The sequence below is a fragment of the Sphingomonas prati genome (assembly GCF_014643515.1).
In the GTDB taxonomy this organism is placed as follows: Bacteria; Pseudomonadota; Alphaproteobacteria; order Sphingomonadales; family Sphingomonadaceae; genus Sphingomonas_R; species Sphingomonas_R prati.
Genome location: NZ_BMJP01000004.1, coordinates 328,782 through 343,089 on the forward strand (window position 1 = coordinate 328,782; position 14,308 = coordinate 343,089).

At 69.4% G+C, this 14,308-nt stretch carries 13 protein-coding genes; 2 read left to right on the top strand and 11 right to left on the bottom strand.

The features are described from left to right. The first annotated feature begins 30 nt into the window (after positions 1-30). Positions 31-1,308 (top strand): MFS transporter, encoded by a 1,278-nt coding sequence (locus IEX50_RS13750; protein WP_157176236.1) that lies wholly within the window; start codon positions 31-33, stop codon positions 1,306-1,308. Next, positions 1,305-2,924, top strand: a complete 1,620-nt coding sequence (locus IEX50_RS13755; RefSeq protein WP_157176235.1) for a glycoside hydrolase family 43 protein — start codon at positions 1,305-1,307, stop codon at positions 2,922-2,924. Before IEX50_RS13750 ends, IEX50_RS13755 begins: the two co-directional genes overlap by 4 nt. Before the next feature lie 95 nt (positions 2,925-3,019). Here the strand turns inward: IEX50_RS13755 and IEX50_RS13760 are convergent, their stop codons facing one another. From IEX50_RS13760 to IEX50_RS13810, 11 genes are all read right to left on the bottom strand, one after another. Further along, positions 3,020-4,051, bottom strand: a complete 1,032-nt coding sequence (locus IEX50_RS13760) for a LacI family DNA-binding transcriptional regulator (protein ID WP_157176234.1) — start codon at positions 4,049-4,051, stop codon at positions 3,020-3,022. A gap of 76 nt (positions 4,052-4,127) precedes the next feature. Beyond that, a complete protein-coding gene (locus tag IEX50_RS13765) occupies positions 4,128-4,829 on the bottom strand; it encodes a PIG-L deacetylase family protein (RefSeq protein ID WP_157176233.1) in 702 nt (233 codons plus the stop codon). Beyond that, entirely contained in the window at positions 4,826-6,031 is a 1,206-nt protein-coding gene (locus IEX50_RS13770) for a glycosyltransferase family 4 protein (RefSeq protein ID WP_157176232.1), read from the bottom strand. Before IEX50_RS13770 ends, IEX50_RS13765 begins: the two co-directional genes overlap by 4 nt. Beyond that, positions 6,028-6,858 (bottom strand): sugar phosphate isomerase/epimerase family protein, encoded by an 831-nt coding sequence (locus tag IEX50_RS13775; RefSeq protein WP_157176231.1) that lies wholly within the window; start codon positions 6,856-6,858, stop codon positions 6,028-6,030. The genes IEX50_RS13770 and IEX50_RS13775 overlap by 4 nt, the downstream gene beginning before the upstream one ends. Then, entirely contained in the window at positions 6,855-8,345 is a 1,491-nt protein-coding gene (locus IEX50_RS13780; RefSeq protein WP_157176230.1) for a YcaO-like family protein, read from the bottom strand. Before IEX50_RS13780 ends, IEX50_RS13775 begins: the two co-directional genes overlap by 4 nt. Then, the gene (locus IEX50_RS13785; RefSeq protein ID WP_157176229.1) at positions 8,342-9,157 is read right to left on the bottom strand and encodes an MBL fold metallo-hydrolase; all 816 of its coding nucleotides are present in this window, start codon (positions 9,155-9,157) and stop codon (positions 8,342-8,344) included. The genes IEX50_RS13780 and IEX50_RS13785 overlap by 4 nt, the downstream gene beginning before the upstream one ends. Continuing rightward, the gene (locus IEX50_RS13790; RefSeq protein WP_198350644.1) at positions 9,148-10,146 is read right to left on the bottom strand and encodes a Gfo/Idh/MocA family protein; all 999 of its coding nucleotides are present in this window, start codon (positions 10,144-10,146) and stop codon (positions 9,148-9,150) included. Before IEX50_RS13790 ends, IEX50_RS13785 begins: the two co-directional genes overlap by 10 nt. A gap of 7 nt (positions 10,147-10,153) precedes the next feature. Next, positions 10,154-11,260 carry a class I SAM-dependent methyltransferase gene (locus tag IEX50_RS13795; protein WP_198350643.1) on the bottom strand — a complete coding sequence of 369 codons (1,107 nt, stop codon included), beginning with the start codon at positions 11,258-11,260 and terminating at the stop codon, positions 10,154-10,156. Then, entirely contained in the window at positions 11,257-12,168 is a 912-nt protein-coding gene (locus IEX50_RS13800; RefSeq protein WP_184075284.1) for a hypothetical protein, read from the bottom strand. The genes IEX50_RS13795 and IEX50_RS13800 overlap by 4 nt, the downstream gene beginning before the upstream one ends. Continuing rightward, a complete protein-coding gene (locus IEX50_RS13805) occupies positions 12,165-13,346 on the bottom strand; it encodes an inositol-3-phosphate synthase (protein ID WP_157176227.1) in 1,182 nt (393 codons plus the stop codon). Before IEX50_RS13805 ends, IEX50_RS13800 begins: the two co-directional genes overlap by 4 nt. Positions 13,347-13,472: 126 nt before the next feature. Further along, positions 13,473-14,306, bottom strand: a complete 834-nt coding sequence (locus IEX50_RS13810) for a Crp/Fnr family transcriptional regulator (RefSeq protein WP_157176226.1) — start codon at positions 14,304-14,306, stop codon at positions 13,473-13,475. Between the last annotated feature and the right edge of the window lie 2 nt (positions 14,307-14,308).

The window sequence follows — 14,308 nt, forward strand, 5'->3', positions numbered from 1 at the left end:
ACGATCGAGGTAACGTTAACTGGAGTTGATATGGTACCGCCAGCCGCAGTCGATCATGGCGGACGCCGCCGGCCCTTCCCCTATGTCCGTTGGACGATCATCGGCCTGTTCGTCGGCGCGATGATCCTGAACTATCTCGCCCGCTCGGTGCTCGGTGTCGCCGCCCCCGTGATCCTCGTCGAACAGGGCATTTCCAGCGAACAATATAGCTGGGTGACCAGCGCGTTTCAGCTGGGCGTCATGTTCCAGCCGGTGGTCGGCTATTTCCTCGACGGGTTCGGCCTGCGGCTCGGCTTTACGCTGTGCGTCGCGGTCTGGTCGCTCATCACCATCGCGCATGTCATGGCGCAGGGCTGGCCCTCCTTCGCCGGTCTCCGCCTGGCACTCGGCCTGGCCGAAGGATCGGCGCAGCCGGCGGGGCAGAAGGTGATCGCCGAATGGTTTCCCGCGCGCGAACGCGGGCTGGCGGGCGGCATCTACAATATCGGCGCGTCGTTCGGCGCGGTGCTCGCCCCGCCGCTGATCGCCTGGGCGGTCATGACGCAAAGCTGGCGGCTGGCGTTCGTCGTCACCGGCGGGCTCGGGCTCGTCTGGTGCGTCTTCTGGCTGCTCTGGTACCGCAAGCCCGTCGATCACCCGCGGCTGGGCGCCGCCGAACGCGCCCATATCGAGGGCGGTCAGGAACAGCGGCTATCCGGCGCCGGCAAGCGCCAGCGGATCGGCGCATTGCTCCGCCGCCGCAACCTGTGGGGCATCGCGCTCCCCCGCCTGCTCGCCGATCCGGTCTGGGGCATGCTGTCCTTCTGGATGCCGCTCTACCTCGCGCGCGAACGCGGGTTCGATCTGACGCAGATCGCGATCTTCGCCTGGCTGCCGTTCCTCGCCGCCGATCTCGGCTGCCTGTTCGGCCCGGCGGTCGTCGCCTGGCTGCAACGCCGCGGCGTCGACCTCATCGACGCGCGGCGCTGGGCCTTCACGCTCGGCGCGGTGATGATGATGGGCATGGCGTTCGTCGGCATGGCGACCAACCCCTATGTCGCGATCGGGCTGCTCTGCCTCGGCGGCTTCGCGCACCAGACTTTGTCGGTCACCGTCATCACCATGGCGTCGGACCTTTTCCACCGCGACGAAGTTGCCACCGTCACCGGTCTCGCCGGGCTGGCCGCCAATCTCGGCGTCCTGCTGTTCACGCTGCTGCTCGGGCGGATGGTCGATCAGGTCGGCTACGAACCCTTCTTCATCGTCCTCGGCGTGCTCGATCTCGTCGGTGCCGCAATCCTCTGGACCCTGGTACGCAAACCCGCATGACGCATTTCCGCAATCCCGTGCTGCCCGGCTTCAATCCCGATCCGTCGATCGTGCGGGTCGGCGACGATCTCTATATCGCGACGTCGACGTTCGAGTGGTTCCCCGGCGTCCAGATCCACCACAGCCGCGATCTCGTGAACTGGCGGCTCGCGGCGCGTCCGCTGACCCGCGCCAGCCAGCTCGACATGCGTGGCGATCCCGACAGCTGCGGCGTCTGGGCGCCCGATCTGACCCATGCCGACGGCCGCTTCTGGCTCGTCTACACCGACGTCAAACGCTACGGCCAGACGACGGTCAACGGTGCGTCGGGCGCCTCGCTGCGCGATTTCCACAACTATCTCGTCACCGCCGACAGCATCGACGGCCCATGGTCCGATCCCGTCCTGCTGAACTCCAGCGGGTTCGACCCCGCGCTGTTCCACGACGACGACGGGCGCAGCTGGCTGCTCAACATGCTGTGGGACCACCGGCCCAACCATCCGCGCTTCGCCGGCATCATCGCGCAGGAACTCGACCGCGCCACGCTCCGCCTGATCGGCGAGCGCCGCGCCATCTTCCACGGCACCCCGCTCGGTTTCACCGAGGGGCCGCATCTCTACAAGCGCGACGGCTGGTACCACCTGCTCGTCGCGGAGGGCGGCACCGGCTGGGACCATGCCGTCACCATGGCGCGGTCGCGGTCGCTGTTCGGCCCGTACGAGGTCCATCCCGACGTCGCGGTCCTGACCGCCGCCGGCCGCCGCATGGGCGAAGTGACCCGCGCCGGCCACGGCGACCTCGTCGAACTGGCCGACGGCACCACCTGGATCGCCTATCTCTGCGGCCGCCCGCTCCCCGACCGCGCGCGCTGCGTCCTCGGCCGCGAAACCGCGCTGCAACCGATGATATGGGGCGACGACGGCTGGCTCCGCACGATCGCCGGCGACGCCGAACCCGATCCGACACCCCCGCTCCCAACGCTGCCCCCCGCGCCGTGGCCCGTCGAACCGACCAACCCCGCCTTTACCCCGGACGGCCTGCCCTCCGTCTACCAATGGCTCCGCACGCCCGATCCGGACGCGCTGTTCAGCGTCACGGCGCGCCCCGGCTTCCTGCGCCTCCACGGCCGCGAAACGGTCGGCAGCCAGTTCGCTCAGGCGCTCGTCGCCCGCCGCCAGGAACATCTGTCCTACACCGCCACCACGCGGATCGAGTTCGCGCCCGACCATTTCCAGCAATCCGCCGGCCTCATCTGCTACTATAACAGCACAAAATTCCACTACCTGTTCATCACTCACGACGCCGGCACGCGCCAGCTCCAGGTCATGACCGCCAGCCCCGACGACGGCCGCTGCACCATCGCCCCCGCGGTGACCGCACTCCCCGACGGCGCGATCGACCTACACGTCTCGGTCGACCTCGACCGCCTCCGCTTCGCCTGGCGTCCCGCCGACGCAACCGACTGGCACTGGCTCCCCGACATCCACGACGCCAGCATCCTGTCCGACGAAGCCTCGCTCCCCGGCCTCCCGAACTTCACCGGCACCTTCGTCGGCATGGCCGCGCAAGACATGGCCGGCACCGCCCTCCCCGCCGACTTCGCCTTCTTCCACTACGAAGGAAAAGTAGCGCCCTAACTCCCTCCCCCCACCGGGGGGGGGTCGGGGAGGGGGGGGCGTGGCTTGGGGTAAGCGGGCCTCAACAAAAACTCGCACCACCCCAAGTGCGAACCTCACCCCCGAGGCGCAGCCGTAGACTGCCGCCTCACCATGCCATGCGCCAACACCCGGTCCGCCCGCTCCACCGCGTCCCCGCCCCCCGCAATCTCGGTCGCGAGCAGCCCCAGCGCCTCCGCCGCCAGCCGCCGCACCGGCTGGTGCACCGTGGTCAGCGGCGGCCACAGCATCACCGCCGCGGTCGTGTCGTCGAACCCCACGACGGTCAGCTCGCCCGGCACGTCCAGCTGCCGGCGGTGCGCGACCGAGACGATCGCCGCCGCCATGTCATCGTTGCTCGCAAAGATCGCGGTCGGCGGCACGGGGGCATCGAGCAGCTGCTCGCCCGCGACCAGCCCGGACGCATAGCTGAAATCGCCCTGCGCCACTGCGGTCTGCACGCCGTCCACCTCGCGCACCGCCGCGTGGAACCCGGCCAGCCGCTCGGCGCTCGCCGCCTGGTCGGGATTGCCCACGATGAACCCCAGCCGGCGATGCCCCAGCGCGATCAGCTCGCGCGTCATCTCGTACGCCGCCTTCCGGTCGTCGATCCGCACGCAGATCGTGTCCGCCACCTGATGCGCGCCGACCGACGCCATCGGCAGCCCCGCCTCGCGCAGCACGCGCAGCACCGCGGGCGACTCGCCCAGCGGCGGCGTCAGGATCACCCCCGACACGCCCGACGCGATCAGGTCACGCAACGCATCCTCCGCCGGCGGCCGCCCGCCCTCACCCTTCAGCAGCACCAGCCGCGCCCCGCGCGCCGATGCCTCCTCGAACACGCCGGTCAGGAAATCGCTCATGAACGCCGCGCTGGGGTTGGAATAGACGACCCCGATCCGCAGCTCCGCCGACATCACCAGGCTGCGCGCCGCGACGTTGGGGCGGTATCCGAGCGCCCGGATCGCCTCCTGCACCGCCGCCCGCGTTTCCGCGCCGACGCCGGTCCGGTCGTTGATCACGCGCGACACGGTCATGGGCGAAACGCCGGCCTGTGCCGCCACATCGACGATCGTCGTGCTGCGTGCCGGTCCCGCCTTCCGTGCCATGCCTGCCCCTGCCCTTGTTCGTTGCGACCGGCCTAGCCGATTCCCGCGGCGTGGCAATATCGTTCCGACAAGGTTGTCAGCTGGCCGCCCTGCACCCGCGATACAGCTGCTCGCTTTCCACCAGCGCCACCTCCCGCACCATCGCGTCATGCCCGCCGAACTGATAGCCGAGCTGCGACGCATAGGCCCCGCACATCGCGGTCCGCGCCGCCCGGTCGTCCGTGCTTAACCGGTGGCTCCGCACCGGCGGCAGCGCCGGCCGCACCGCCGACCGCCGGAGATAGGGCCAGTCCTCCCACAACAGCGCACCCGGCTCGACCGCCTCCAGCGCGTCGCGCACCTGCCAATGATCGACATGATCGCCGATCGCGAGCGGCCCCAGCACCACATCCGCCGCCAGCCCGTCCAGCAACTCCGCCAGCGCCGTCGTCAGCGGCCCCAGCACGCCATCGTCCGCCCGCCGCCCCGCGAACAGTTCGGGCGCGCTGCCATACCCACGATGCGGCGCCTCCAGGAACGGCAGATGCACCGCCGCCGCCCCGATCACCGCGCACGCCGCCAGGTCCTCCGCCCGGCGCAGCTCCATATAGTCGACCTCCGCCCCCAACCCCTTGTCCGTCTGGCACGCCAGCGCGAACCCGGTCGGCTGCGCGACATTGCCGGTGAAACAGGTCACCACCGTCACCCGGTCCCCCGCCCGCGCATGCGCCGCCAGCAGCCCACCGACCGAGAAGGCCGCATCGTCCAGATGCGGTGAGATCGCGACGACATGCGTCACAGCAGGTGCGGCTCGCTGCGGAACCGGCACGGCGTCACCGGGATCTGCTCGTCGATCCCCGATAGCGGCAGCGCATCCAGCACCGCCGCGTAGATCTCCTGGATCTGCCGTCCGACCGCATGCCAGCTATAGACGCGCCGGCACTCCGCCAGCCCCGCCGCCGCCAGCCGCCCGCGCAACGCGGCGTCCGTGACCAGCCGCGTCAGCATCGCGGTCAGCGCGGGCACATCGCCCGCCTCGGTCAACAGCCCGTTCTCCCCGTCGCGCACGCAATCGACCACGCCGACCGACCGGCACGACGCTACCGCCAGCCCTGCCGCCATCGCTTCCAGGATCGTGTTCGAAAACCCCTCCGCATAGGTCGGCGAGACGAACACGTCATGATCGCGGTACAGCTCCGGCACGCGATCATAGTCCGCATAGCCGGTAAACATGACCCGCCCGTCCAGCCCCAGTTCGGTCGAGAGCGCCCGCGCCGGCTCCAGGTCCGGACCGATGCCCGACACGGTGCAGGTCCAGTCGCCCGCCACCGCCGGCAACGCATGCAGCATGTCGAGCACGCCCTTCCGCCGATCGACGCGCCCATGATAGAACAGCCGCACCGGCCCTTCGGCGGGCTCACCCGGCACGAACCGCTCGGTATCGACCGCCCCCGGCACGATCGTGAACCGCCCCATCGCGGTCCCCAGCCGGTCATGCACCTCGCCGGCAAAGCTCGCGCCGCCGATCAGCACCGCATGCGCATGATCCAGCACGCGCTCCATCGCGATCCGGTGCGTTTCGCAGCACGACCCCACCCAATGCCCGTCGCCACCCTGGATCGACACGACGCACGGCAACCCTAGCCGCTGCGCCGCGATCAACGTCGCCCAGCCGGTGGGATAGCCATATTGCGCGTGCAGTACGTCGAACGGCGCCCGCGCATGTTCCGCCGCGATGGTCGCCGCGATCGTCTCGACATCGCGCTCGAAATCGCCGCCGTCCTGCTCGCCGACTGCCTCCAGCCCGATCACCCGAACGCCCAGCACCTCCGGCGGCGGCCCGCCGCCGTAAACTTTGCGGCGTTCCGGATCGCCATAATATTGGCTGATCATCGTCACGTCGCGCCCACCCGCGACCAGTTGCCGCAGCAGGTTGATCGCATAGATCGACATGCCCGAAATCGCCGGGAAGAACCGCCGCGATACGAAGCAGACCCTCAAGCGCCGATGCTCCGCAGATAGGCGATCGACTCCGGGATCGCCGCATGCGCCCGCGGGCTCTCGCGCGACATCTCGACGCACACCAGCCGAGCGTAACCAATATCCTCCAGCGCGCGCAGCACCGCGGGAATGTCCATGTCGCCTTCCCCGAACGGCAAATGCGTATGGTCGCCGCGCCGCATATCCTCGATCGCCACGGTCCCGATCCGGTCGACATAGGCGTGCACCGCCAGATCCGGCGCGATATCCTGCGTCACCAGGCAATGCCCGGTGTCGAGCGCCAGCCGCAACCGCGGATGCCGCTCCGCCAGCCGCTCATAGTCTGCCACTGTCTCGATCAGCATGCCCGGTTCCGGCTCGAAACTCGCATCCACGCCGCACCCCTCGGCATAGTCGAGCACGCGCGCCAACCCCTCGTCCAGCCAGCCATGCGCCGCCTGCGCGTCCACACCCGGCTTCGGCACGCCGGCCCAGAACGACATCGTCTCGCTGCCCAGCATTGCCGCGATGTCGAGCGCCCGGCACAGGAACGCCACACGCCGTGCCCGCCCGTCCGCCGCCGCCGTCACCAACGTCGGCTCGTGCTTCTCACGCGGATCGAGCAGGTAGCGCGCGCCCGTCTCGATCACGCTGCCCAGCCGCAACTCCTGCAACACCCGCGCCACCCGCTCCGCCTCACGCGCCCAGTTCGGCGCGAACGGATCGAGATGATGATGGTCGAGCGTCAGCGCGACCCCGTCATAGCCGCAGTCCGCGATCAGCCGCAGTGCGTCGTCCAGTCGGTGGTTGGCCGCCCCGTTTGTATTATACGCATAACGCAGGCTCATCGCGCACCACCCGCCGCGGCGACATGATGCGCCTCCGGCTCGCGGTACAGCGGGTAGAGCGGCCCCACGATCCGCTCCGCCGCCGCGACGTCGAACAGCGGATGCCCCAACCGCTCGGCATCCTCCGGGGTCAGCCGGATCCGCCGCAGGCTGTCGGTCTCCGCTCCGAACCCGATCTGCGGACTGTCCACCGCCAGCAACTTCTCGGTGTTGCGCGTCCCGATCCGGGCATAGCTCATCGTCTCCACCTCCATGCCCGGCACGATGACCTTCACCACCGTGACCGACCCGTCGGATGGCGACATGTCGACATACAGGATGTCGAACCCGGCCGCCTCGACCGCCGCCCGCGCCCGTGCCGCACGCGCATGGCCGTCCGCCGCGGGCTGCGACGGCAATGCGTCGAACCGCATCGTCGCGCGCTCCGACAACACGCTGTCCGCCAGCCACCCACGCAGCTCGCCCGCATCGCGCCCGGTCCAGTCGCGCATCGCATCGAACGCCCGGCTGTCGCTCGATTTCGCCGCACCGCCCGATTGCGCCAGGAAGCGCGCGACATAGCCTTCCGGCGCCACGCGCGCGACCAGATCGGCCGGCCCGTGCGCGAACGCCTTGCGCGCCCGGCTCGCCGCGAACTCGGTCAGGCATTTCTCCAGCGCCTGTACCCGGTCGGCATGGCAGGCCTCGCCACATGCCGTGACCATGATCGGCGCGGCCGGCGGCGCCGCCTCGTCGATCCCGACGCAGTAGAGGTTGGGCAGGCCGAACTGGTCGGTTGCGAATTTCGGTATCGCGCGGATGCCCGCCCCCGCGAACCGGTCGAGGATCGCCGTCGTCGACGCGGGCAGCTTGCCGTCCAGATCGAGCAGGACGCCGTTGTCGAGCGCACGGAACACCAGCCCGTTGCCGTCGCGCTGCAGGATCTCGCACAGCCCGTGCCCGACCGCCCAGTCCAGGTCCGGCCCCGCGCCCATCCCGTTCGAGATGATCGTCGTGAACGGCCGATACCCGGGCGCCAGTTCCTTCGCGGAATAGGCCGCCAGATCGATCGGCACCAGCACGGTCGACCCATCCGCCCAGCGCTTCGCCTCCACCCAGTCGAGCACCGTCTCGCGCCCGACCGACGATCCGGCCGGCAGGCAGAGCGTCAGCGGATCGGCCACCCCCCGCTCGCCCAGACTGGCGACCAACGCGGTATAGCTCCCGCTCGTCTTGGTCCGCGTGCCCAGCGTCAGCGTCGGCCACACCATCTCGGCGATCTCGCCCAGCCCGCCCAGCACAGCGGCCTCTTCGGTCGCACCGTAGCCCACGCCGTACGGCATGATCCCGGCCAGCGCCGGATCCTCCGGGAACAGCGCCACGACCCACACCGGCAGGCCCAGCCGGTCGAGCGGATCGATCGGGAACGCCACCACGTCCCCCGCCGGAAACGCATCGAGATAACGATGCGCCGCCGCACCCAAGCCCTCGGGCAACCCAGTCCTCAAAGCCCCAACCTCCGCACGCCCGGCATTCGCGCCAGCCCATCGTCCAGCGCCGCCAGCGCGACCGTCCGGTCCACCTCCGGCGCATATTCGAACGGGGTCAGCACCGCGTCGAACTCAAGCGGAGCGATCGCGGCGCGGTACTGCGCCAGTTCGGCATGGGTCAGCGGAATATCCTTGTGAAACGCCTTGTGGCTCGAAATCGCGGTCGATCGGCCGTCCGCGTCCTGGTCGATCTTGAACATGTCGCCGCAGAACAGCCGCCGGCCCGGCGCATCGTGCAGGCACGCCTGCCCCTCATAATGCCCGCCGACATGATGCAACGTGTATCCGGGCGCCAGTTCAAGCACGTCGTCGTAGGGCACCGTCACCCGGAACCCCTTGGTCATGCGCAGATCGTCCTTCTGGATCGCGACGACCGCCGGGTCGAACCGGTGCTGCAACTGGAACAGCGCGCCGTATCCGTGCGCATGGCTCGCCGCGAGGAACGCGATCCCGCCCAGCTCCGCGATCTTCTCCAGCATCGCCTCGGAATAATAAGGCGCCGCCTCGAACGCGATATTGCCGCCCTCGCGCACAATCAGCCAGCCGGTTCCGGCCAGGCCCAGCGCAGGCGTCGTGCTGAACGCCCACAGGCCCGGCGCCACCTCGCGCGCAGCCCCGTCATGCGTCGCCGCCACGTCCGCCTCGTGCAGGAACCGCCAGCCATCCTCGGGCAAATCGTTGCGCACGTCGGTGCAGACCGGGCAGTCCGGCGGCGAAAAATGGCGCTGCCAGAACCCGCAATTCGCGCAGGCGAACATCGTCAAAGGCATCGTCTGGCATCCTGATAGGCAGCGTCGAACAGCCGCATCAACGCAAGGTCGCGCGGCATCGAGAAATCATGGGGGCCGCCCCGCACCGCGGCCATGAAGGCGGCCGCCTGCGCGCTGAACGGCGACGTCACCGCGTCGAACGCCACCGCCGTCTCGACGCCGCTCTTCGCGCAACGCCGCGTCAGCGTGCCGCCCGCGGTCTGCCCCATCGTATCGGTCGCAACCAGCAGGCCATGTTCGCCAAGCACTTCCAGCCGGCGGCGCGGCAGCACCTCCGCGGTATTGTACGCGACATGGCTCTGGAACAGCACGCCCGCCACGGTCCGGCCGGTCAGCATCCCGCCATCATCGACCGGATAGGCATGGATCCGGCGCTGCAGCATGATCGCCAGATCGACCAGCGGCTCGCCGAGCAACCGCTCCGCCAGATCCAGCCCATGCAGCGCCAGGTCGATCACCGCCCCGCCGCCCGCCCGCACCGGGTCCGCCCGCCAATTGTCGTGGACCAAGCCGTCTGGCGTCCAGTCCGGCGCGACCCAGCACGCATAGACGATCCGCACCGCCACCGGCCGCCCGATCTCGCCCCCCGCAATCGCCGCCGCCATAGCGCGGTGCGCCGGATGATGCCGCTGGTCGAACGCCGTCCCGTACAACGGCCTACCCGCCACCGCGTCCGCCAACGCCTCGGCCTGCTCCAGCGTCGCGGCGATCGGCTTCTCGCACAGTACCGGCACGCCCGCCGCAGCCGCCGCACGCACCGGCCCGACATGCGCATCGTTGGGCGTCGCGACATAGACGATGTCGACATCCCCCGCCGCCAGCATCGCCTCGGTCGTCTCATACGCCGCCAGCCCGGCCGCGACCGCCAGCGCACGGGCCGCCGGCGAAGGATCGGCGACCGTGGTCACCCGCCCGCCTGCCGCGGCGATGCCCAGCACCATATAGTCGCGCGCCACCCAGCCATAGCCGGCAATGCCCCACCGCATCATGCCCACCTCACCAGCGCTCCGGCAGGTCGACGACGCGACGCAGCCGCACCGGATCGGTGGTCGGCAGGTCCGCATCATCCCGCGCCCACAGGCACCCGTCGCCATACTCTTCGCGATACCGCTCGGACGGCCACTGCACGCCGTCCGCCGTCAGCAACGGGTTCGGCCGCAGCACCGCGTCAGGCACCGGCATCGCGATCCCGTCCACCACAGCACGCGGCGCAGGCCCGCCCTCGACCAGCGACCAGGCCTCCACCGCCAGATCATCGTGCCAGCCCACCGCAGCCGGCGCCGTGCGCGTCATCAACGCCGCCAGCAATACGGCCTCGTTATGCACGACGGCGCTAGGAAACAGCGCGGCCCACTCCGCCGCCGAACGCGCCGGCCCCTTCGCCCCACCGCGATAGCCGGCATTGTGCACGTGACTCACCGCCAGCACGCCGCCGTCGGCCGTCACATGGCGCAACCGCTCCGCAACCTGCGCCTGATCCGGCAGGAAATAGAACGCGTCGTTGCACATCGTCAGGTCGAACCGCGCATCCGCCACCGGCCAGCGGCCCGCCGCATCGAACACGACATAGTTCGCGAGCGGCGCCACCCAATGCTTGGCCAGCCAGCACTTCGCGAACACCACGTCCGCGCCGATGCACGCGACACCGCGCGCGCCAAGCTCGCGCAGATAATGCCCGATCCCGCACGCCAGTTCGAACGCGGCATAGGGCGCCGCCCAATGCGCCTCGATCAGCGCCAGCCCCGCCAGATAGGTCGGGTCGCTCCAGCGATAGGCGAAATAGTCCGCCACCGGCCCCATCCGCAGCAGCGCCATCGCCTCGCGCAACGACAGCATGTCGCGCTCGCGCACCAGCCGCTTCAGCTCACGCAGGTCGGTCGCCGGCCCGGTCCACCACGCATCCTGATCGGTCAGCAACGCGACCAGCGCATCGTCCGGGCACCCGGCGTCGAGATCATCGAGCGCCACCGCGACCAGCCCCTCGCTCTCTGTGCGCAGATACGGGATCCCGTCCACCACCGGCCACCGCTCCCCCGGCGCCGCCAGCGAATGGGGCGTATCGGCCATCAACACCCGACCGGTCAGCGGCGAACGGAGCGTCACGCCCGACCCGACAGGCCGGTTGTCGCCAGGATCTCATCGTGGAACGCCTTGACCGGGCCGTCATGGACCAGCCCGTAATCGTCCAGTACCACGCCCATCGTCAGCCGCGCCGCACGCATATGCTGTTCGATCTCCAGCACGCGGTCCAGCACGTCGGCGACATGGAACGCGCGCGCCTCGGACGTCTCGTCCCCACCGATCGGCGCCAGCGCGGCGCGCACATCGGCCTCCAGCTCCGGCACATCGGCCAGCTCGCGAAACGCCGCCTCGCGCGCATGCACGATCACCGTATCAAGCATCCCGCCCAGCAGCATCTCGCCCGAATAACCGCTGTCCGGCATGTCGGCATTGTGCAGGTGGTGCGCCATCCCGGCCAGGAACACCGCGACCGGATCGGCCCCGTACCACGGGCTCGCCACCACGCCGTACACCGCCACCATCAGGCAATGTTCCGCATGGTTCTCCGCCGGCTGCAACATGATCCGCGGTTGCCCCGGACAGGTCACCCCCGCCCGCGGCTGCCGCGCCAGCTTGTCGACGAACGCCGGCACGTCCCCCGCCGCCGGCCGCCCGGACGACAACGCCCCGCGCAACCGGGCGCACAGCGCCGGGTCCATGTCGCCCGTCACCTCGTCGAAACTGCGGTTGAGGATGACCACAGCCTGCTCGCCCGTCCCCAGCGCCTGCAACGCCGCCAGGTCCAGGTCGCCCAGCCGTGCCGCGACCAGCGCCGCGGCCACGACCTGCTTCATCACCGTCGCCGGCGCCTGCCCGTCGAACAGCGCCGCCCAGCCGTCACGGAACAAGCGTTCCGCAATCGACCCTGACGCGGCGGCCGAATGTATCCGCTTCAGGTCGCCCAGTTCGCGGAAGAACGGCAGCGTCGCCGGCGACAGTCCGACACTCACGCGCCCTGGTCGCCCAGCCAGCGGTCGAGGATCAGCTGCTGTTCCGGGAAGGCATGGACCGGATCGTTGCTGCCCTTCATCTGCGGCAGCTTGAAGAACAGCCCCATCTGCTCCTGCACGCCGCCTTCGCCGCGCTGCTGCGCCAGGTCCAGGCACCGCGCGATCTCGATTGCCAGCGGCGCTGCCAGAATCGAATCCTTGCACAGGAAATTCAGCTTCAGCTGCATCTTCTGGCCCATGAAACCGGTCAGATCGATGTTGTCCCACGCTTCCTTGTCGTCGCCACGCGGCCGGTAATAATGGATCATCACGATATGATCCTCGACCGGGTAGCCCAGGATCGAATTGAGCACGCTGCCCTTGGTGCCCAGCTTGGACTCCAGCGACTTCGGATCGTCGAGCGCCAGCCCGTCCGAATTGCCCAGGATGTTGGTCGAGAACCACCCGTCGACATGCAGCGCACGATCACGCAGCGCCGGCGCGATCACCGTCTTGATGAACGTCTGGCCGGTCTTGCCGTCCTTCCCCGCCACCGGGACGTTCCGGTCCGCCGCAAAATCCGCCAGCGGCGCGACATCGGCCGCGACCGACGGCGTGAAGTTCGCGTAAGGCGCACCCGCATCGATCGATGCATAGGCGTACAGCATCGCCGGGCTGATCGCGCTGTCGTCCGCGTCCAGCCCACGCTCGAACGCCTCCTGCGATTGCAGGCACTCTGCGTCGGCGACCGGCATCCGCTCGGTCGAGGCCAGGTTCACCACCACGACGCGGTCGAGACCCTTCTCTTCCTTGAACCGCTGCAGATCCGCCTGGATCTGGCGCACCGCGGCGCGGTGGCCGCTCTCCATCTTGTTGCTGCCGTCGATATTGGCGCAGTGGCCCGTGCTGCCGACCGCCTTCCACGGCCGCATCTGGTTCAGGCTGGCGGCACCGTTGGCCAGCTCCTTCTCGCCGATCACGCCGTGGCGCAGCGCGCAGTCGGCCAGCGTATCGTCGGCCAGGTCCCAGCCGCCGAATTCCATGTCGCGGTACGCCACCATGCCGGCCACGTCGCGGTCCGCCAGCGGCAGCCCCGCAAAGCTGTTCGACCCTGCCTTGATCAATTCGATTCCGGCGATCGCCGTGGTGGCGACTGCCCCACCAACGCCCACGATCGCTACGCCAAGCCGCTCGGCCATATCGGTATCCCTGCTCCTGCACCCCGACTCCGGGCTGCTTTGGACGGGACCATGACGCGCTGAGTCAGGGTTTCGAGGGGTGGCGCACCGCCACGCGAAATAAGCGCGGGCGGCGGTGACATAGGTTCACTCGGCGGGCAGCACCTGATGACGTATGTCACCATTCGCGCCGTTCGATCCGTTTGCGGGCTTCGAACTGCCGTTCGCCTCGCCCGCGCCGTTCGACCCGTATGGCGGCAACCAGTCGGTCGCGACATGGCTGTGGCGATCCTGGAAATCGACCATCTGCGACAGCCGCTCGACATCGTTGATCCGGATGATCTTGCCGTCGCGGTCGACCAGCCCGGCCTCCGCCAGCACCTTCAGCGACCGGCTGACATGCGTCTTGGTCAGCCCCACCGCGTCGCCCAGATCCTGCTGCGTCAGCGGCAGTTCGAACGTCGCCCCGTCGATCCCGTCGGTCACGCGCAACCGCGATCGGATATCGAGCAGCAGCGTCGCGATCCGCGTGATCCCGTCGGTCCGCCCGACCGACGTCAGCCGGTCCGCCATCGCGACATGCTCCGACGCGCTGACCCCGTAGAGCAGCGCGCCCAGCCGCGGATGATCGCGGAACAGCCGGCCGAACGCCTGCCGCGGCAGCTCGTACAATGTCGTCGCACTCACCGCGGTCAGCGTCGCGGCACTCCGCCCCCACGCGATCGAGAATGTCGTGGTCAGATCACCGACAAAGTAGAACCGCAGCACCTGCCGCCCGCCACCCTTCAGCTGCACCGACCCGTGCAGCCAGCCGCTCGCGACCACGTACAGCTTGTCGGTCTCCTCGCCCTCGTGCACGACGATCTCACCGGCCTGGTACAGCCGCTCGCGCCGTTCGAGCGATCGCAGCGCGTCCCGCTCCGAATAGGTCAGCGGCAGGTGCTGCGACAGGCGGGCTTCTAGCGGACTCTCCTCGGGCATGC

Bases quoted from the DNA above. Each gene is read 5' to 3' on its own strand.
- IEX50_RS13810 (WP_157176226.1), bottom strand. From the start codon at position 14,306: ATGCCCGAGGAGAGTCCGCTAGAAGCCCGCCTGTCGCAGCACCTGCCG.
- IEX50_RS13805 (WP_157176227.1), bottom strand. From the start codon at position 13,346: ATGGCCGAGCGGCTTGGCGTAGCGATCGTGGGCGTTGGTGGGGCAGTC.
- IEX50_RS13785 (WP_157176229.1), bottom strand. From the start codon at position 9,157: ATGCCTTTGACGATGTTCGCCTGCGCGAATTGCGGGTTCTGGCAGCGC.
- IEX50_RS13775 (WP_157176231.1), bottom strand. From the start codon at position 6,858: ATGAGCCTGCGTTATGCGTATAATACAAACGGGGCGGCCAACCACCGA.
- IEX50_RS13760 (WP_157176234.1), bottom strand. From the start codon at position 4,051: ATGGCACGGAAGGCGGGACCGGCACGCAGCACGACGATCGTCGATGTG.
- IEX50_RS13750 (WP_157176236.1), top strand. From the start codon at position 31: ATGGTACCGCCAGCCGCAGTCGATCATGGCGGACGCCGCCGGCCCTTC.
- IEX50_RS13755 (WP_157176235.1), top strand. From the start codon at position 1,305: ATGACGCATTTCCGCAATCCCGTGCTGCCCGGCTTCAATCCCGATCCG.
- IEX50_RS13790 (WP_198350644.1), bottom strand. From the start codon at position 10,146: ATGATGCGGTGGGGCATTGCCGGCTATGGCTGGGTGGCGCGCGACTAT.